At 68.7% G+C, this 19,850-nt stretch carries 15 protein-coding genes; 12 read left to right on the plus strand and 3 right to left on the minus strand.

Features of this window, described 5'->3' with window-relative positions; all coding sequences use genetic code 11:
* The first annotated feature begins 30 nt into the window (after positions 1-30).
* The 6 genes from VV02_RS19625 to VV02_RS19650 all read left to right on the plus strand — a co-directional run bounded on the left by VV02_RS19625 (position 31) and on the right by VV02_RS19650 (position 6,530).
* Positions 31-912, plus strand: a complete 882-nt coding sequence (locus tag VV02_RS19625) for a trypsin-like peptidase domain-containing protein (protein ID WP_083450303.1) — start codon at positions 31-33, stop codon at positions 910-912.
* A gap of 137 nt (positions 913-1,049) precedes the next feature.
* On the plus strand, positions 1,050-1,745 hold the full coding sequence (locus tag VV02_RS19630) for an NUDIX hydrolase (protein ID WP_052594282.1): 696 nt from the start codon (positions 1,050-1,052) through the stop codon (positions 1,743-1,745).
* Complete coding sequence (gene nadA, locus VV02_RS19635; protein ID WP_052594284.1) at positions 1,742-2,998, plus strand: quinolinate synthase NadA; 1,257 nt, start codon at positions 1,742-1,744, stop codon at positions 2,996-2,998. The genes VV02_RS19630 and nadA overlap by 4 nt, the downstream gene beginning before the upstream one ends.
* Positions 2,999-3,007: 9 nt before the next feature.
* A complete protein-coding gene (nadB, locus tag VV02_RS19640) occupies positions 3,008-4,519 on the plus strand; it encodes an L-aspartate oxidase (protein WP_052594286.1) in 1,512 nt (503 codons plus the stop codon).
* Entirely contained in the window at positions 4,512-5,351 is an 840-nt protein-coding gene (gene nadC, locus VV02_RS19645; protein ID WP_052594288.1) for a carboxylating nicotinate-nucleotide diphosphorylase, read from the plus strand. Before nadB ends, nadC begins: the two co-directional genes overlap by 8 nt.
* Positions 5,352-5,357: 6 nt before the next feature.
* The gene (locus tag VV02_RS19650) at positions 5,358-6,530 is read left to right on the plus strand and encodes a cysteine desulfurase family protein (protein WP_052594290.1); all 1,173 of its coding nucleotides are present in this window, start codon (positions 5,358-5,360) and stop codon (positions 6,528-6,530) included.
* A 53-nt stretch (positions 6,531-6,583) separates the two neighbouring features.
* On the opposite strand, the gene ppc is transcribed toward VV02_RS19650, so the two are convergent.
* From ppc to VV02_RS19665, 3 genes are all read right to left on the minus strand, one after another.
* Complete coding sequence (gene ppc / locus VV02_RS19655; RefSeq protein WP_052594292.1) at positions 6,584-9,352, minus strand: phosphoenolpyruvate carboxylase; 2,769 nt, start codon at positions 9,350-9,352, stop codon at positions 6,584-6,586.
* A 72-nt stretch (positions 9,353-9,424) separates the two neighbouring features.
* The gene (locus tag VV02_RS19660) at positions 9,425-10,450 is read right to left on the minus strand and encodes a hemolysin family protein (protein ID WP_052594294.1); all 1,026 of its coding nucleotides are present in this window, start codon (positions 10,448-10,450) and stop codon (positions 9,425-9,427) included.
* On the minus strand, positions 10,450-11,775 hold the full coding sequence (locus tag VV02_RS19665; protein ID WP_052594296.1) for a hemolysin family protein: 1,326 nt from the start codon (positions 11,773-11,775) through the stop codon (positions 10,450-10,452). The genes VV02_RS19660 and VV02_RS19665 overlap by 1 nt, the downstream gene beginning before the upstream one ends.
* A gap of 94 nt (positions 11,776-11,869) precedes the next feature.
* On the opposite strand from VV02_RS19665, the gene VV02_RS19670 reads away from it, so the two are divergent.
* The 6 genes from VV02_RS19670 to VV02_RS19690 all read left to right on the plus strand — a co-directional run bounded on the left by VV02_RS19670 (position 11,870) and on the right by VV02_RS19690 (position 19,734).
* On the plus strand, positions 11,870-12,862 hold the full coding sequence (locus VV02_RS19670; protein WP_052594298.1) for an ABC transporter ATP-binding protein: 993 nt from the start codon (positions 11,870-11,872) through the stop codon (positions 12,860-12,862).
* The gene (locus VV02_RS19675) at positions 12,862-13,695 is read left to right on the plus strand and encodes an ABC-2 transporter permease (protein ID WP_052594300.1); all 834 of its coding nucleotides are present in this window, start codon (positions 12,862-12,864) and stop codon (positions 13,693-13,695) included. Before VV02_RS19670 ends, VV02_RS19675 begins: the two co-directional genes overlap by 1 nt.
* Positions 13,696-13,871: 176 nt before the next feature.
* A complete protein-coding gene (locus tag VV02_RS19680; protein ID WP_052594302.1) occupies positions 13,872-17,801 on the plus strand; it encodes a multifunctional oxoglutarate decarboxylase/oxoglutarate dehydrogenase thiamine pyrophosphate-binding subunit/dihydrolipoyllysine-residue succinyltransferase subunit in 3,930 nt (1,309 codons plus the stop codon).
* A 3-nt stretch (positions 17,802-17,804) separates the two neighbouring features.
* Positions 17,805-18,842: a GNAT family N-acetyltransferase gene (locus VV02_RS19685; RefSeq protein ID WP_052594304.1), complete on the plus strand. Its 1,038-nt coding sequence runs from the start codon at positions 17,805-17,807 to the stop codon at positions 18,840-18,842.
* 48 nt (positions 18,843-18,890) lie between these two features.
* Positions 18,891-19,064 carry a DUF6104 family protein gene (locus VV02_RS26720; RefSeq protein ID WP_169787722.1) on the plus strand — a complete coding sequence of 58 codons (174 nt, stop codon included), beginning with the start codon at positions 18,891-18,893 and terminating at the stop codon, positions 19,062-19,064.
* Between the two features lie 16 nt (positions 19,065-19,080).
* Positions 19,081-19,734, plus strand: a complete 654-nt coding sequence (locus tag VV02_RS19690) for a DUF459 domain-containing protein (RefSeq protein WP_052594306.1) — start codon at positions 19,081-19,083, stop codon at positions 19,732-19,734.
* Positions 19,735-19,850 lie beyond the last annotated feature (116 nt).

Below are 19,850 nucleotides of genomic sequence, written 5' to 3' on the forward strand. Positions count from 1 at the left end.
TCCCCGATCCGCGAAACCAGGAGACCCACCGTGCCTTCCCGCCGTTCCGCCGCCCGTCTCGCCGCCGCAGCCGCACTTGGATTGGCGAGTCTTGCCGGTCCTGTCGCCACCGCCGGAGCGGACGACAGTCCCGCGGCCAAGCCGAACACCGTGGATCGCCTGAAGGCAGCGGATCTCGCCTCGACGATCAAGCTCGACAACTGCTCCGCCAGCCTGGTGCGCTTCCCCACCTCCAAGGACACCGACCAGGCGATGATGCTGACCAACGGTCACTGCTACGAGGGTGGATTCCCCGCCGCCGGTGAGGTCATCGTCGACCAGCCGAGCTCGCGTGACGGCAGCCTCCTGGACGCCTCTGGCAACGAGGTCGCCTCGGTCCAGGCCGACCGTCTCCTCTACGCGACGATGACGGGCACCGACACCTCGCTCTACCGCCTCACCGACACCTACGCCGACATCAAGAGCAGCGCCAACAGCACCGCGCTCACGATCTCCGACAGCAAGCCCGCCGACAAGAGCAAGATCTCGATCCCGTCGGCGTACTGGAACAAGACCTACACCTGCTCGGTCAACGGCTTCGTCGGGACACTGCGCGAGGGCGACTGGGAGTGGAAGGACTCGATCCGCTACACCTTCCCCGACGACGGCTGCCAGACGATCCACGGCACCTCGGGCTCGCCGATCATCGACGACAGCTCGCTGGAGATCGTCGGCGTCAACAATACGGGCAACGACGACGGCGAGATGTGCACGGAGAACAACCCGTGCGAGGTCAACGAGGACGGCACGACCAGCGCGACCAAGGGCCAGAACTACGGCCAGGAGACCTACTGGTTCACCACCTGCGTGGCCGACGACAACACCCTCGACCTCACCAAGGAAGGCTGCCTGCTGACCAAGCCGGCCAGCTGACCCCACGCACTCAGAGCCCGGCCGCACCCTCCTGCGGCCGGGCTCTGCCATGCCCTCGACTACCCCGGTCTCGGCACTTCGGGTTGACGTGACTCAAAGGGGTGTTAGAGTCATCTCAACCTTAAGGAGGAGGTGGCATGGAACGCATCGATCTGGCGGTGTCCACCGTGATCTTCGCGCTGCGCCCCGAGCCGCACCGCGACCTGATGACGCTGCGGCTCCCCCTCGTCCGCCGCATCCGTGAGCCGTACGAAGGTCGCTGGGCTCTCCCCGGCGGGCTCCTCTCCCCCGACCGGGACCTGGAGTCGTCCGCGCGCGCCACCCTCGTCCGTACGACGGGGCTCACCCCTCGCTATCTCGAGCAGCTCTACGCGTTCGGCGGTCTCGACCGCTCGGCCGTGGAGACCGGCCGCGTCGTCTCGATCGTCTACTGGGCGCTCGTCCACGCTGATGAGGTGGCCCAGGCCATCGACAGCGACAACGTCGAGTGGTTCGCCGTCGACGACCTGCCCGAGCTGGCCTTCGACCACCGCACGATCGTCGACTACGCCGTGTGGCGGCTGCGCAACAAGATGGAGTACTCCCGCATCGCGCACGGATTCCTCGGCGAGACGTTCACGCTCGCCCAGCTGCGCCAGGTGCACGAGGCCGTCCGCGGGTCCGCTCTCGACCCGGCCAACTTCCGGCGCCAGATCCTGGCCTCGGACGCCATCGAGGACACCGGCCGCCGGCTCACCGGCACCAGTCACCGACCACCTCGCCTCTACCGCTACAACACCGCAGTACAGCTGGCCGACCACGGCCCGCTGACGCCTTCGAAGGAGCAGGCATGACATCCGTCAATGTCGCCATCACCACGCGTCCCGGCAGCAGCTGTGACACCGAGCTGGCCAAGGGTCCGTGGGAGTTCGACCTCGCGCCGGGCTACGGCCCCGGCGCCTCCGAGGACGACGCCATCCCCGAGCCGGTGACGCGACCCGGCCAGCTGCCGACGGCGTACCAGCGCATGGACGAGAGCGAGCTGCACGAGCGAATCCGCAACGCCAAGAAGGCTCTTGGCGACAAGCTCGTCATCCTCGGGCACTTCTACCAGCGCGACGAGGTCGTCCAGTACGCCGACTTCGTGGGTGACTCCTTCCAGCTCGCCAATGCGGCGCTCACCAAGCCGGACGCCGAGACGATCGTCTTCTGCGGTGTGCACTTCATGGCCGAGACCGCCGACATCCTGGCTCGGCCGGAGCAGCGCGTGATCCTGCCCAACCTCGCGGCCGGCTGCTCGATGGCCGACATGGCCGACGAGGACTCGGTCGAGGCCGCGTGGGAAGACCTGATGGAGGTCTACGGTGACGAGCCCGCGGCCGACGGTCGGCAAGCCGTCATCCCGGTGACCTACATGAACTCCTCGGCCGCGTTGAAGGCGTTCTGCGGCAAGCACGGCGGCATCGTCTGCACGTCGTCCAACGCCTCGACCGTGCTGGAGTGGGCGTTCGAGCGCGGCCAGCGGGTGCTGTTCTTCCCCGACCAACACCTGGGCCGCAACACCGCCAAGGCGATGGGCATCAGCACCGACGACATGCCGATGTGGAACCCGCGTAAGCCTCTCGGCGGCAACACCGAGGACGACCTGCTGAGCGCGAAAGTCATTCTGTGGCACGGCTTCTGCTCAGTGCACAAGCGCTTCACGGTCGACCAGGTGGCGCAGGCGCGAGCGGACTATCCCGGGGTGCGAGTCATCGTCCATCCCGAGTGCCCGATGCCGGTCGTCGACGCCGCCGACGAGGCCGGCTCGACCGACTACATCCGCAAGGCGATCGACGGCGGCAAGGCTGGCGATGTCTTCGCGATCGGCACCGAGATCAACATGGTCAACCGGTTGCAGGCCGAGCACCCCGAGATGACGATCTTCTGTCTCGACCCAGTGATCTGCCCCTGCTCGACGATGTACCGCATCCACCCGGGCTACCTCGCCTGGACCCTCGACGGCCTCGTCGAGGGTGAGGTCCGCAACGAGATCGTCGTCGCCGACGACGTCGCCACCCACGCCAAGGTCGCGCTCGAGCGCATGCTCGCCGCGAAGCCCTCCTGAGGAGTCACCGTGAGCTCAATCATCATCATTGGCAGCGGTGTTGCCGGTATGACAGCCGCCCTTGAGGCTGCGCCCGGGCACGACGTCACGCTGATCACCAAGGCGGACCTGGACGAGAGCAACACCCGCTACGCCCAGGGCGGCGTCGCCGTCGTCTCCACGCCGGACGACAGCGTCGAGAGCCACGTGCAGGACACGCTGACCGCCGGCGCCGGCCTCAGTGACATCGACACCGCAACGGTGCTGTGCGCCGGCGGGCCGGAGGCCGTGCAGCGCCTCATCGATCGCGGTGTCGAGTTCGACCGCGACCAGACGGGCGGTCTCGCGCACGGGCTCGAGGCCGCGCACGCGCACGCTCGGATCCTGCACGCCGGCGGGGACGCCACCGGGGCCGCGATCGCGTACGCCCTCATCGACCGGCTACGCGACAGCGGCGTACGAGTCCTCACCAACACCACCGTGACCGAGCTCGTACGCACCGGCGACGCCGTCACCGGGGTTCGGCTCCTCGGCGGCGAGGATCTGTCCGCCGATGCCGTCGTCCTCGCGACCGGTGGCGCGGGACAGCTGTACCCGTTCACGACCAACCCCGATGTCGCCACCGGAGACGGCGTGGCTCTTGCCCTTCGCGCCGGCGCCGTGGCCTCGGATCTCGAGCTCTACCAGTTCCATCCGACCTCGCTCGACACCCCGGACTCCTTCCTCATCTCCGAGGCGGTCCGCGGCGAGGGCGCCGTCCTGATCGACGCCGATGGCAACCGCTTCATGACCGAGGTCCACCCGGACGCCGAGCTCGCGCCTCGCGATGTCGTGGCCCGTGGCATCGCCGCTCAGATGGCCAAGCAGCCCGGCACGCCTGTGCGGCTGGACGCCACGGCCAAGGGCGCTGCCTTCCTCGCGAAGCGCTTCCCGACCATCGACGCTGCCTGTCGCGCAAGGGGATTCGAGTGGGACACCACTCCCATTCCGGTCACACCGGCGGCCCACTACTACATGGGCGGGGTCCGTACCGACTCCTGGGGACGCACCAGCCTGTCCGGCCTGTACGCCGTCGGCGAGGCTGCGTGCAACGGCCTGCACGGCGCCAACCGGCTGGCTTCCAACTCCTTGCTCGAGGGCGCGGTCTACGGCATCCGATGTGTCCAGGCCATCGAGCAGCAGCAGCCGGCCGACGCACCCGACCCGACGTGGTCGGAGCCCATCGAGACCGACCTGCGCGACCTGCCCGATGCCACGTCCTTTACCCGGGACGAGCTGCAGCACCTGATGTGGGATGCCGCCGGTCTGGTCCGCGACGAGCAGGGGCTGCGCGCCGCTGCACAGACCCTCCGCTCGTGGCGCACACCCGAGGTCACGGACGCGAAGTCCGCCGAGGACGCCAACCTCCTGCTGCTCGCACGAGCACTCGTGACCGGCGCTCTCGCCCGTCGCGAGTCCCGGGGTGGGCACTATCGCAGCGACCTTCCCGAGTCCGTTGACCCTGCCCTCCACTCATCGATGAAGGTGGCACAGCATGCTTGAGCGTCGACAGATCGAACGCGTCGTCCAGCTCGCCCTTGATGAGGACGCGCCTTCGGGCGACCTGACCTCGGAGACCTTCATCCCCGAGAGTGCTTCTGCGACAGCGGATCTCGTCGCCCGTGAGCCAGGTGTCTTCGCCGGCACGGAGGTCTTCGAGGTCGCGATGACGGCGTACGACCCGCGCGTCGTGGTGGACCTGCTGATCGCGGACGGCGAGCGCTTCGAGGCCAAGGACGTGCTCGCCCGGGTGACCGGTCCTGCGCGGGCGGTGCTGCGCTGCGAACGCATTGCGCTCAACCTCGTGCAACGGATGTCGGCCATCGCGACGCAGACGGCCGCCTACGTCGCCGCGGTCGAGGGCACTCGGGCGCGGGTCGTCGACACTCGGAAGACCACACCTGGGCTGCGCGCCCTGGAGCGCCACGCCGTGCGTTGCGGTGGTGGTCACAACCACCGGTTCTCGTTGTCCGATGCGGTGATGGCCAAGGACAACCACGTCGCTCTGGTGCCCGACATCACTCGGGCGATCCAGGACGCCCGGGCCGCGCTCCCCCATACGACTCACATCGAGGTCGAGGTCGATCGGATGGAGCAGATCGAGCCCGTCCTCGCCGGAGGCGTCAACACGATCTTGCTCGACAACTTCTCGGTCGACGAGCTGCGCGCGGGCGTCGCGCAGGTCGCGGGTCGGGCCATCGTCGAGGCCAGTGGCGGCGTCACGCTGGAGACGATCGGCGACATCGCCCGCACCGGCGTCGACGTGATCTCGGTCGGCGCGCTCACCCACTCCGTGCGCGCCCTCGATCTCGGCCTGGACGTGAAGGTGTCGTGACCTACCTTGACCTACTTTGACCACGCTGCGACGTCACCGCCTCGTCGCGAGGTGGTCGAAGCCGTACTCCCTTATCTGACAAGCGATTTCGGCAATGCTGCCAGCCAGCACGAGCTCGGTCAGTCGGCGCATCGCGCCCTGGAGGACGCGCGCAAGCGGGTGGCCGCTCGATTGGGTGCGCGGGCGAGCGAGATCATCTTCACCTCTGGCGGCACGGAGTCGGACAACACGGCGGTCAAGGGCATCGCGCTGGCAGTGCCGCGCGGCCGGCACGTGATCATCTCGGCGATCGAGCACCCGGCTGTCCTGGAGTCGGCAGCCTTCCTCGAACGTCTCGGGTACGACGTCACGCACCTTCCCGTCGACCACGACGGTCTCGTCTCGGTCGAGTCGTTGCAGGCAGCTCTGCGGTCCGACACCACCCTGGTCAGCGTGCAGTACGCCAACAACGAGGTCGGCACGATCCAGCCGATCGCCGAGCTGGCGGCCGTGACTCGGGCGGCCGGCGTACCTCTGCACACCGACGCGGTGCAGGCAGCCGGCTGGCTCGACCTCGACGTCGACCGGCTCGGCGTGCAGGCGATGAGCCTGTCCGGCCACAAGATCGGTGCGCCCAAAGGCGTTGGTGTGCTTTACGTTCGGCGGCGTACGCCGATCGAGCCGCTCCTGCACGGCGGAGGTCAGGAGCGCGGACTTCGTTCGGGCACGACGGACGTCGCATCTGCGGTGGGCTTTGCCACTGCGCTGGACCTCGTCGACCTCGCAGCGGCGGTTGAGGTGACTCACCGTCGGGACGCGTTGATCGACCAGGTGCTCGGGCAGGTCGAGGGGGCGTCGTTGACCGGACACCGGACCGAGCGTCTGCCGGGACACGCATCGTTCGTGTTCGACGGGGTGAGCGGCGAGTCGGTGCTTCTGCAGCTGCAAGAGCGCGGGTCAATGTGCTCCAGCGGGTCCGCCTGCGCCGCAGGGTCGGACGAGCCGTCGCCGGTGCTGCTCGCGATGGGCTATGACGGCCCGCTCGCGCAGACCGCGATCCGCCTCACGTTCGACGAGCGCACCCCCGAAGCCGACCTGGTCGACGTCGCGACCCAGGTCGAAGAATCCGTAAGCGCCGTACGCCGCCTGGATCGGTCATCGACTATCCCGCCGTCCTTGACACTGCCCCGGGTGGAATGACTCGTCACGTCACCGGGGGTAGTGCACATTTCGGCGGGGTAGTCGATGAAGACTCAGCCTGAGTTACGCAATGCGGTCGCGAGGCCGTTCATCGTCAGCAGGATCCCGCGGCGTAGCTGCTCGCTCTCATCACCCGCGCGGTAGCGGTGCAGCAGCTCGAGCTGCAGGTGGTTGAGCGGCTCGAGGTAGGGGAACCGGTTGAACACCGATCGCTTGAGGCCCGCGTTGTCCCACAGCAGGTCCTCATGCCCGGTAATCCGTCCGAACATCCGGACGGTCCGTTCGTGCTCATCGACGAGTTTGCCGAATACCCGCTCACGTAACGCCTCGTCCTCGACGAGCCGTGAATACCGTTCTGCGATACCGAGATCCGACTTCGCGATCACCTGCGCGAGGTTGGACATCACAGTCTGGAAGAACGGCCACCGCTCGTAGTAGCCGCGCAGCAGTGCGAGCCGCTCATCATCGCCACCGACCCACTGCTCCAGCGCCGAGCCGGTGCCGTACCAGCCGGGCAGCATGACCCGCGACAAGGACCAGCTCATCACCCAGGGGATCGCGCGCAGGTCGGAGATCTGCTCCGTCGGCTTGCGGGACGCCGGCCGGGAGCCAATGTTGAGCGCGCCGATCTCGGCGACCGGTGTCGATGACTTGAAGTACTCGACGAAGCCCGGCGTGCGGTGCACGAGATCGGCGTACGCCTCACGCGCCAGTCCGGCCAGCTCGTCGAGGTGCTCGTACGCCGCCTTCGTCTCCTCGCCGAGACGCTCGGTGTCGAGCAGCGACGCCTCGAGCGTGGCTGACACGAGGGCCTCGAGGTTGCGAACGGCCAGGCGCGGCTCGGCGTACTTGGCCGCGATGATCTCGCCCTGCTCGGTGAGACGCAGCGACCCTCGGACGGCGCCGCGCGGCTGCGCCAGGATCGCCTCATAGCTCGGGCCGCCACCTCGGCCGACCGTGCCGCCACGACCGTGGAACAGCCGCAGCCGGATGTCACCCTCGCGCGCCACGTCGACCAGGTCGAGCTCAGCGCGGTAGAGCGCCCAGTTAGCCGCGAGGTAGCCGCCGTCCTTGTTGGAGTCGCTGTAGCCGAGCATGACCTCCTGCAGGCTGCCCTTGCTGTCGACCAGCGCGCGGTACGCGGGCACCCCCAGCGCGGCGCGCAGGGTCGTGGCCGACACCTGGAGATCCTCGATGGTCTCGAAGAGCGGCACGATGTTGACCGGGCACGTGCCGGACACGGGATCGAGCAGCCCCGCCTCCTTGAGCAGCACCGCGCACTCGAGCATGTCGGACACGCTGGTGCACATGCTGATCACGTAGTTGGGCACCGACTCGGGCCCGTACGTCTGCACCGCTCGGGCCGCGGCGGCCGTGATCGCGAGCTCGCGCTGCGTCTGCTCCGAGAACGACGCGCCGCGCCCGACGAGCGGGCGCCGCGAGCCCAGCTCGCCGACGAGCAGGGCGACCTTGGCGTCCTCGTCGAGGTCGGCGTACGCGTCATGCACGCCGGCCCAGGCGAACAGCTCGGCGATCGTCTCCTCGTGCACGTCGGAGTTCTGCCGCAGGTCCAGCCCGTAGAGGTGGAACCCGAACGTGCGCACCGCCTCTCGCAGCCGCAGCAGCCGGTCGTCGGCGATCAGGTCGTCGCCGTCGCCGCGCAACGAGGTGTCGATGACGTCGAGATCAGCGAGCAGCTCCGCAGGCGTCTCGTACGCCTCCGCGTCCGGTGCATCGACCGCGTGGGCGAGCCGGTCGTCGAAGAACCTGTTGTAGGTCGATGTGAGACGCACACGCACCCAACGGACGGCCTGGCGGTACGGCTCGTCATCGCGGAGGTCCTCGGAGTTGCGTGCCGCGAGATCGCGCAGGGCATCGCTGACCCGAGTCATGCGTACGGACAACGACAGGCTCGTCTCGAGCTCGGCCAGCTCATCGGCGTAGTGGGTGAGCGCGGTCTGGGCGGCCCTCGATGACGCGGTCGCCACGACGTCGGCGTCGACGTTGGGGTTGCCGTCGCGGTCACCGCCGATCCACGAACCCGCTCGGAGCAGTGGCTCGCTCAGCAGGTCGGTGCCGGGATACAGCTCGGCGAGCTCGCGGCGTACCTGCGCGTTGATCTGCGGCATGACCTCGAACAGCGACGCCTCGAAGAACCGCAGGCCGACCTCGATCTCGTCCTGGATCTTGACCCGCTGCAGGCGGATCAGCGCCGTCTGCCAGAGCGTGATCACCTGGATCTTGATGTCGCGCAGCGCGTCGCTCTCCTCGGCGTCGGTCAGCGTCATCCGCTCCCGCAGCCGCATCGTCTCCTTGATGCGCGTCTGCGCGTCGAAGACCGTACGCCGCCGCGTCTCGGTCGGGTGCGCGGTGATGACGGGTACGACGGTGGCGTCGGTGAGTGCGGCCCTCACCTCGGTGGGCTCGAGCCCGGCGGAGGCGAGCTTGGCGAAGCTCGCGGCGAGCGACCCGTCCAGGGGCGGGTCACCGGCCTGGATGTGCAGCGCGCGTCGGCGCTCGCGGTGAAGGTCCTCGGCGAGGTTGGCCAGCAGCGCGAACAGGCTGAACGCGCGGATCACCTGCAGCGCATCACCGGTCGGCAGGTCGTGGAACAGGTGGGCGAAGCCTTCGCGGTCGACCTCGTCGCGTCGTACGGCGAACGCTCGGCGGCGCGCCTGCTCCACCATCGCGAACACCCGCTCGCCTTCCTGCTCGCGCACCACGTCCCCGAGCAGCCCGCCGAGGAGGCGGATGTCGTCCCGGAGGGGTTCGGTGGCGGCACGGGCCTCAGCGCTGACGTCGAAGTCGAGATGGGGAGACATGCGCCCAGCATGGTCGCTGAGCGCCGACGTACGGGATGGGTGTTCGCCAGCCGAGCAGCGCCTCCCCTCCGCTCAGCGCTGGGTGGAGTCGGCGACCTCGCCGACGAGCTCCTCGAGCAGGTCTTCGAGGAACACCACACCGGTGATCGTCCCGTCCGGGTCGACCACGCGCGCGAGGTGCGAGCCGGTGCGCTGCATGGTCAGCAGCACGTCCTCCACCTCGATGTGGGGCTGCACGGTCGCGAGTGGCCGGATCCGCTTGGGAGGCACCGGGTCGTCGTACAGCTCGTCGGTCGCGTAGAGCACGTCCTTGAGGTGGAGATAGCCGGCGATGGAGCCGCTGCGGTCCGTGACCGGGTAGCGGGAGAAGCCGCGCTTGGCGACCAGCTGCTCCAGGTCGGCCGGGGAGGCGCCGATCGGGAGCGTGACGAGGCGCTCGACCGGGACCGCGACGTCGCCGGCCACCCGGTCGGTGAACTCGAGGGCGGCGCGGGTCCGGTCCTGCTGCTCCTTCTCGAGCAAGCCCTCGCGGTGGCTCTCCTCCATGATCATGTGCACCTCCTCGGCCGAGAAGGTGGAGGCGACCTCATCCTTGGGCTCGATCCCGAACCGCCGCACCAGCCACTTCGCGATCGCTTCGAGCAACCGGATCAGGGGCCGCAGTGCCTTGGTCATCCACAGCAGGATCGGAGCCAGGGCCAGGGCAGCGCGGTCCGGCCCGGCGATCGCGAGGTTCTTGGGGATCATCTCGCCGACCACCACGTGCAGGTAGACCACGATCAGCAGGGCGATCAGCAGCGCGACGACGTCGGCGGCGCCCTCGGGAAGACCCGCGTCGTGGAAGGGACCGGCGAGCAGGTGGTGCAGTGCGTCCTCGGCAACCGCACCCAGCAGCACCGAGCACACGGTGATCCCGAGCTGGGCGCAGGCGAGCAGGGAGCCGAGATTTTCCAGGGACTCCAGCACCAGCTTGGCGCGCCGACTGCCTTGCGCAGCAAGGGGTTCCATCTGCGAGCGCCGTGCAGCCATCACGGAGAACTCGGCGCCGACGAAGAAGGCGTTGCCGAGGAGAAGGACCGCCGAGAACCAGAGCGCCATCACGCGCCCTCCCCCTCGACCGGACCCTCGACCGGCAGCTGCGAGAGCCTCAACCGGTCGACCCGACGCTTGTCCATCGACACCACGCGCAGCAGCCAGCCGTCGGCCCGCACCTCGTCGCCGACCTTCGGGACGCGGCCGACCTGCTCCATGACGTAGCCGCCGATCGTCTCGTAGATCGCGCCGTCAGGGATCTGCGCGCCGATCCGGTTGCGCACCTCGTCAGGCCTCCACAGCCCCGACACGGTCCACGACCCGTCGGGCAGCATCCGGCTGGGGTCGCGCACCCGGTCGTGCTCGTCGCTGACCTCGCCGACGATCTCCTCGATGACGTCCTCGAGCGTCACGACACCACTGGTGCCGGAGTACTCGTCCATCACGATCGCGAGCTGGAAGCCGCCCTTGCGCAGCAGCAGCAGGAGCGGGTCCAGCCGGATCGTCTCGGGCACCACGACCGGCGGGATCATCAGCGCGGTCACCGGCACGTCCGTACGCCGCTCGGGCGGCACGGCGATCGCCCGCTTGACGTGCACGACGCCGTGGACGTCGTCCCACCCGTCCCCGAGCACGGGGAAGCGGGAGTGCCCGGTACGCCGGGCGAGACTCACGACGTCGTCGGCGCTGGCCGTCCGGTTGACCGAGACGCAGCGGACCCGCGGGCTCATCACGTCGCTGGCCGTTCGCTCACCGAAGTCGAGCGAGCGGGTGAGGAGGCGGGCCGTACCGGCCTCGATGGTGCCGGCCTCGGCGGAGCGGCGCACCATCGACGAGAGCTCCTGCGGGGTGCGCGCGGCGGACAGCTCTTCCTGCGGCTCGATGCCGAACAGGCGCAGGAACCGGTTGGCGGAGCCGTTGAGCAGCACGATCAAGGGCTTGGTCACCGTCGAGAAGCCGCGCACCGGCCGGGCGACCACCCTGGCGACCGGCAGGGGTGCGGAGATGCCGAGGAACTGCGGCAGCAGCTCGCCGAAGATCATCGAGAAGATGGTGGCCAGCACCAGCGCGAGCACGGTGCTGGACGCATTCACTGCCGTCTCCCCGAGGCCGATGCCTCCTAAGGGAGTCTCCAGCAGATGCCCCAACGAGGGCTCGACCAGAAAACCGAGGATCAAGGTGGTCAGCGTGATGCCGACCTGCGACGCCGACAGCTGGGTGGACAGCTGACGCAGGGAGCGCAGAACGGGCACAGCCCCGCGGTCGCCGTCGTCGATCGCGCGCTGAACAGTGGGCCGGTCGAGGGCCACGAACGAGAACTCGGCGGCAACAAAGACCGCGGTCCCAGCCGTGAGAAGGACACCGGCGAGGACAAGGAGCCACTCGGTCATAGTGCGACACATCCTAGAGATGTCGGATGTCAGTTGACCTCCGGGCACGTGAGGGTGGTGGGATGGGCCCCATGTCAACAACCAGGGGGTCCGAGTGACCGCAGCATCCGTCCCTGTCCACCCACCCGCGCCCGGTGCGCGGATCGAGATCAACGGCCTGTCCAAGGTCTTCGGCGACTTCCGCGCCGTCGACAACCTCTCGTTCGTCGTCGAGCCCGGCCGGGTCACCGGCTTCCTCGGGCCCAACGGCGCCGGCAAGACCACCACGCTGCGCATGCTGCTCGGTCTGATCCGTCCCACCGAGGGCACCGCGACCATCAACGGCCAGCCGTACGCCTCACTGCCTGACCCGATGCAGACTGTCGGGTCCGCGCTCGAGGCGACGAACTTCCACCCCGGCCGCACGGGACGCGACCACCTTCGGGTGATCGCCGCTGCCTCCAAGGTGCCCGACGCCCGCGTCGATGAGCTCCTCGAGCTGGTCGGCATCGCGGCCGCTGCCAAGAAACGCGCCGGTGCGTACTCCTTGGGTATGCGCCAGCGCCTCGGCCTGGCTGCCGCCCTGCTCGGCGACCCGCGCGTGCTGATCCTCGACGAGCCCGCCAACGGCCTCGACCCGGAGGGCATCCGCTGGCTGCGGGGTTTCTTGCGTCACCTCTCCAGCGAGGGCAAGACGATCCTGATCTCCAGCCACATGCTCAGCGAGGTCGAGCAGACGGTCGACGACGTCGTCATCATCGCCAACGGCCGGCTGGTCCGGCAGGGATCGATCGGCGAGCTGCACGGCGCCCGCCGGTCCCTCGTCCGCACCACAGACGCGCCGCGGCTGGCCCGGGCTCTGTCCGACGCCGGGCACGCAGTGCAGCAGACCGGCAACGACAGCCTCGAGGTCACCGGTGACGACCCACGTCACATCGGTGACACCGCACTCGCGATCGGCCTGCCGATCTATGAGCTGCGCGAGTCCAAGTCCGACCTGGAGGACATGTTCTTCGAGCTGACCTCCGCGCCCGAGAACCGCAACCGCAACCTGGGTGACGGCACCCCGCCGCCCAGCTTCGACGTACAGCAGGGAGGGGGTCAGTAATGGGCGCCGCCATCAAGTCTGAGATCCGCAAGATCTTCACCACGCGGATGTGGTGGGGAATGCTGATCGGGATGGTCATCATCGCGGCCCTGCTGTCGATGCTGTTCGCCTCGCTCGTCGGCACGGACAACGCCGACGACGACAGTGGCAGCGGCAACCCGTTCAAGACGATGACGCCGGGCACCGCGCAGCTGATCTACTCCGCCGGCATCAACTTCAACCTCACGACGCTGATCCCGCTGGCGCTCGGCGTCATGCTCATCACCAACGAGTACCGCCACAAGACGATCAGCTCGACCTTCTTGGCGACGCCCAACCGGGCCACCGTGCTCATCTCCAAGATCATCGCGCTGATCCCGCTCGGCATCGTCTACGGGATCCTGCACGACGTCGCGAGCGTCGCCGGTGCGAGCCCGATCCTGTCGAGCAAGGGCGCACCGATGCTGCTCGGCGACTCCGACGTCCAGCAGACGTTCTTGCTGTGCATCCTGGCCTTCACGCTGTGGCTGCTGCTCGGCTTCGGCTTCGGGATGCTGGTCCGCAACCAGGTGGCCGCCGTCATGTCGGCTGTGGGCGTCGCGTTCGTCCTGCACATCGCGCTGAACATCTTCTTCGGCGCGAAGAACTGGGACACCGCAGCCAAGTTCCTGCCGGGCAACCTGACCTCGGGCCTGCTCGTCACGAGTGACCCGACCGCCGGACAGGCGACCACGCAGGACGCCGGCGCGAACTACTTCGACCAGTGGTGGCAGTCCGGCGGAGTGCTGCTCATCTACGCCCTGGTCCTCGCCGGGATCGGTGCCTTCCTGACCACCAAGCGGGACATCACCTGAGCCCTGCCGTTCGTGGTCAACGAGGCGCGTGTCGTACGTCGACACGCGCCTCGTCCATGCGGTGGGCCGGGCCTTCGACCGCCGACCTGCCGCAGTAGGCTTGCCCTTGTCTGTGCTATACGCGCAGGTGGATCATCCGACGCATCAGAATCGACGCACGAAAGAGGCGCATCCGCGTGTCATCTCAGTCCTCCAGCGGCGACCCACTCGCGGCCTTCGGCCCGAATGAGTGGCTAGTGGACGAGCTCTACCAGCAGTACCTCACCGACAAGAACTCCGTGGACGAGGCGTGGTGGGAGTTCTTCGCGGACTACCAGCCCGAGGGGTCCTCGCCCAACGGCAAGCCGGCGCCCACGCCGAGCAACGGTGCGTCCGCGCCGGCTGCTGCGACGCCGCCCGCTCCTGCTCCCGCCACACCAGCGGCCGCGCCTGCGCAGGAGCCCGCGAGCGCCCCGACGCCGAAGGCGGTGCCCGCCGCGCAGGCGCCCGCCGGAGCGCCGGAGTCGGCCGCTGCCGAGAACATCCCGGCGAGCGACGTCACGCCGGAGCAGCCCGAGCTCGTCGACCACACCGCACCCGGCCAGCCCGACCCGGCCAAGGCCGAGGTCATCGCGAGCCGCCTGACCCCGCGCGACGGCTTCAGCACCTCCGTCGAGCCGGTCGAAAACGTCAGCGCCTCCGAGTCCGTGCCGCTGCGTGGCGTCGCTGCACGCATCGTCACCAACATGGAGGACAGCCTCGAGGTCCCGACCGCGACGAGCGTGCGCGCCGTCCCGGCCAAGCTGCTGATCGACAACCGCATCGTCGTCAACAACCACCTGTCCCGCAGTCGCGGCGGCAAGGTGAGCTTCACGCATCTCATCGGCTACGCCATCGTCAAGGCGTTGAAGGACATGCCGGAGATGAACTACGCGCTCGGCACCGACGAGAAGGGCAAGCCGCAGCTGCTCAAGCCCGGCCACATCAACTTCGGCCTGGCGATCGACCTCCAGAAGGACGACGGCACGCGCACCCTCGTGGTGCCCAGCATCAAGGGCGCCGAGAAGATGGACTTCGCCCAGTTCTGGACGGCGTACGAGGACATGGTGCGCAAGGCGCGCACCGGCAAGCTCACCATCGACGACTACGCCGGCACCACGATCAGCCTCACCAACCCGGGCGGCATCGGCACCAACCACTCGGTGCCGCGCCTGATGAAGGGCGCCGGCGCGATCATCGGCGTCGGTGCGCTGGAGTACCCGGCCGAGTGGCAGGGCGCCAGCGAGGAGCACCTGACCCGCAACGCCGTCAGCAAGATCCTCACGCTGACCTCGACCTACGACCACCGCATCATCCAGGGTGCGGTCTCGGGCGAGTTCCTGCGCCGGGTGCACCAGCAGCTGCTCGGCGGGGAGGGTTTCTACGACGAGATCTTCGCGGCGCTGCGCATCCCCTATGAGCCGATTCGCTGGGTGCAGGACATCTCCGTCACCCACGACGACGACATCAACAAGGTCGCGCGCGTCCAGGAGCTCATCCACGCCTATCGCGTACGCGGTCACCTGATGGCTGACACCGACCCGCTGGAGTACAAGCAGCGCAAGCACTACGACCTCGACATCACCACCCACGGGCTGACCCTCTGGGACCTGGACCGCAGCTTCCCCACAGGCGGTTTCGGCGGTCAGCCGTTCCTGAAGCTGCGCAAGATCCTGGGCATCCTGCGCGACTCCTACTGCCGCACCGTCGGTATCGAGTACATGCACATGCAGGACCCGGCCGAGCGGACCTGGATCCAGGACAAGGTCGAGAAGCCGTACGCCAAGGAGTCCCCTGAGGACCAGCTGCGGATCCTGCGCAAGCTCAACGCTGCTGAGGCGTTCGAGACGTTCCTGCAGACCAAGTACGTCGGCCAGAAGCGCTTCAGCCTGGAGGGCGGCGAGTCGGTCATCGCACTGCTCGACCGCATCCTGTCCCACGCGGCCGACGAGAAGATGGACGAGGTCTGCATCGGCATGCCGCACCGCGGCCGCCTCAACGTGCTCGCCAACATCGCGGGCAAGTCGTACGGCCAGATCTTCCGTGAGTTCGAGGGCCAGCAGGACCCCAAGTCCGTGCAGGGCTCCGGCGACGTGAAGTACCACCTCGGCACCGAGGGCGAGTTCGTCTCCGACGAGGGCAACAAGACCAAGGTCTACCTCGCGGCCAACCCGTCCCACCTGGAGGCGGTCGACCCGGTGCTCGAGGGCATCGCGCGCGCCAAGCAGGACCGCATCAACCTGGCCGGCACAGCGTTCACCGTGCTGCCGATCCTGATGCACGGTGACGCGGCGTTCGCCGGTCAGGGAGTCGTCGCCGAGACGCTCAACCTGAGCCAGCTGCGCGGCTACCGCACCGGCGGCACGATCCACATCGTCGTCAACAACCAGGTCGGGTTCACCACCGCGCCCTCCGCGTCGCGCTCCTCGACCTACTCGACCGACGTGGCCCGGATGGTGCAGGCACCGATCTTCCACGTCAACGGTGACGACCCCGAGGCGTGCGTCCGGGTGGCCGAGCTGGCCTACGCGTTCCGCCAGAAGTTCCACAAGGACGTCGTCATCGACATGGTGTGCTACCGCCGCCGTGGTCACAACGAGGGCGACGACCCCTCGATGACGCAGCCGCTGATGTACAACCTCATCGAGGCCAAGCGCAGCGTCCGCAAGCTCTACACCGAGGCCCTGATCGGTCGCGCCGACATCTCGGTCGAGGACGCCGAGGCTGCGCTGAAGGACTACCAGCAGCAGCTCGAGCGGGTCTTCGTCGAGACCAAGGAGGCGCGCAAGCAGGCCGCCGCCGAGGCCGCGGCGCCGGCCAAGCCCGATGCCAGCACCGGCACCGATGCCGAGGGCCACGGCGGCCTGGAGCGTCCGTCGGCGCAGGAGGAGGACGACCGGCGCGGCTGGCAGCAGACCACGCGCGGCACCGCCATCTCGGCTCGCGACCTCAAGCTGCTCGGCGACACCTGGGTCAACCCGCCTGAGGGCTTCACGCTGCACCCCAAGCTCAAGCAGCTGATGGACCGCCGTGCGGCGATGACCAGCGAGGGTGGCATCGACTGGGCGATGGGCGAGCTGATGGCCCTGGGCTCACTGCTGGTCGACGGCACCCCCGTCCGGCTGACCGGTCAGGACACCCGGCGTGGCACCTTCGTGCAGCGCCACTCGGTGCTGATCGACAAGAAGACCGGCGCCGAGTGGACTCCCCTGCGCTACCTGTCCGACGGGCAGGCCTGGTTCTGGGTCTACGACTCGCTGCTGTCGGAGTTCGCCGCGATGGGCTTCGAGTACGGCTACTCCGTCGAGCGCCCCGACGCGCTCGTGCTGTGGGAGGCGCAGTTCGGCGACTTCGCCAACGGCGCCCAGTCGATCATCGATGAGTTCATCTCCTCCTCGGAGCAGAAGTGGGCCCAGCGTTCGTCGGTCGTGCTGCTGCTGCCGCACGGCTACGAGGGTCAGGGTCCCGACCACTCCTCGGCTCGCATCGAGCGCTTCTTGTCGATGTGCGCGGAGGACAACATGACGGTCGCCTACCCGAGCACCCCGGCGTCCTACTTCCACCTGCTGCGACGCCAGGCGTACGCCCGTCCGCGCCGCCCGTTGATCGTCTTCACGCCCAAGCAGCTGCTGCGCCTCAAGGCGGCGACGTCGTCACCGGACGACTTCACCAGCGGCACGTTCCGGCCGGTCATCCCCGACACCACGGTGCCGTCTGACAAGGTCACTCGAGTGCTGCTGGCCTCGAGCCGGATCGTCTACGACCTGGAGGCTGAGCGCACCAGGCTCGAGGACCAGACCACGGCGATCGTGCGCGTCGAGCAGCTGGCACCGATCCCGGCGGCCGAGATCGCGGACGCGGTCAAGAATTACCCGAACGCCGAGCTGGTGTGGGTGCAGGACGAGCCCAAGAACCAGGGCGCCTGGCCGTTCATGGCCCTCAACCTGCCGGACCTGCTGGTCGCGCAGGGCGAGAAGCGTTCGCTGCGCGTCGTGTCCCGAGCGGCGTCCGCCTCGCCCGCATCCGGCTCGCCGCGCAAGCACCAGGCGCAGCAGGCCGAGCTCATGTGCGCGGCGTTCGAGCGCTGATCGATGGACAGTTCCCAGCCGGGTGGTCCGGCTCTCGAGGTACCACCCGGCTGGGCTGCCCGCGCCCCTGTTCCTGAAGACGTTCCTGCGCTCGTCGCCCTGCTCGCCGGTCACCAGCGGTGGATCAAGGGCAGCAGCAGCGTCGACGCCGACGCCGTGCACTCCGAGGTCATCGGCACCGGCTCCTGGACACGTCGCCACCTCGTGGTGACCGATGCTGACCAGCAGATCCAGGCGTGGGCGACGGTGCATGACCGCGCCGCCGGGCGCACGAGCATCGCCGTCACCGTCGGGCCCGACGTCCAGGTCGGTGACCGGCTCGCCGGCTCGCTCTTCCGCTGGGCCTGCGAGACGGCCCAGGAGGTCGCCCGCGAACGCGACCAGGAGTCGACGCTCCTGGATGCGTCCGCGATCGCTGGGGACGAGCGGCAGGCGCGATGGCTGACCGAGGCCGGCCTGCGTCGTACCCGCACCTGGTTGCAGATGTCCCGGCCGGTGAGCGCGGAGGAGGCGTCCGAGGATGCCTTCCCGGCACCGCGCGCCGGTGTGGTCGTACGCCGGGTGGCTCAGCACGAGGACGGGCTGCCGGTCGCGGAGGACGTCAGGGGCGTACATCTCGTGCTCGAGGAGTCCTTCGCCGACCACTTCAACTCCTACCGCGAGAGCTTCCCGGAGTTCGTCGCGCGGCTCCGCGAGGACCCCGGTCACCGTTGGGACCACTGGTGGCTGGCCACTGTTGAGGGCGAGGGCGGGCCTGAGCTCGCCGGAGCCGTCGTGGGATCGGTGCTGCCCGAGGACGCCGGCGGCTTCGAGGGCAGCTACATCGACTACATCGGAGTTCACCGTCGCGCGCGCGGTCGCGGTGTGGCAAAAGCGTTGCTGCGCACGGTGATTCGCGATGCGGCAGAGCGCGGGCGCAACCGCGTGGGTCTCGAGGTGGACGCCGACTCACCGACTGGTGCGGATGGGCTCTACCAGTCGATGGGCTGGAAGACGGCCTACCGGACCGAGACCTGGCAGCGCGACATCCCCGCCTCCTGATCGGCCTGGCGTCGCGGCCGGGGAGCCCCCGCGCGATAGCCTCCGAGTGTGTATTTCACCGACCGAGGGATCGAGGAGCTCGCCGGCCGTCGTGGCGATGAGCAGGTCACCCTCTCGTGGCTGGCTGATCAGCTGCGGACGTTCGTCGACCTGAATCCTGAGCTCGAGACCCCGGTGGAGCGGCTGGCGACCTGGCTCGCCCGGCTGGACGACGACGAGTGACGAGGCACCCGAACGTATGAGTTACCCACACGAGGGCAGTGAGCCCGACTTCACCCCGAGCGCCGAGTTCTCGGTGGGCGATGGCCCACGTCAGATCGGCCTCTGCTTCATCGGCGACTCGTTGGTGGCCGGGCTCGGCGACCCCAAGGCGCTCGGCTGGGTGTCACGAGTCATCGCCCGGACCACGGTCGGCGAGTCCGAGCTGGCGTCCTACAACCTGGGTGTCCGCGGCGAGAGCTCGACCGATGTCCTCGGACGCTGGCGCACCGAGACGGCACCCCGATGGACCCAGAGCAACGAGAAGCGTCTCGTCGTCAGCTTCGGCACCAACGACATCGACCAGGGCATGACTACCGCCCGGTCACGCCTCAACCTGGCCAACATCCTCGACGAGGCTGCGACCACAGGCATCGCGACCTACGTGGTCGGCCCTCCTCCGACCAGCGACCCCGACCTCAACAGCCGCCTCGAGGTACTCGTCGACGCCCAGGCGGATGTCTGCTCGCGGCGGCGCGTCACCTACGTCGACTGCTACCGGCCGTTGCTCGGGCACGAGCAGTGGCAGGCCGACCTCTCCGCCGGTGACGGTCTGCACCCGGGCCAGGCCGGCTACGGCTTGATCGCCTGGCTGGTGCTGCACGCCGGGTGGCAGGAGTGGCTCGCGCTGTAGCGCGCCCAGTTCGTACGGCCTCGTGGCCCAGCCGTACGAGATCCCTCGCCTCCGGCGGCTGCGCGGAGGGGGTCCCTACCGACGCTCCGCCGCCTCTCCTGACACCTCTCCTTCCG

Origin of the sequence: Luteipulveratus mongoliensis (genome assembly GCF_001190945.1) — a bacterium.
Taxonomy (GTDB): domain Bacteria; phylum Actinomycetota; class Actinomycetes; order Actinomycetales; family Dermatophilaceae; genus Luteipulveratus; species Luteipulveratus mongoliensis.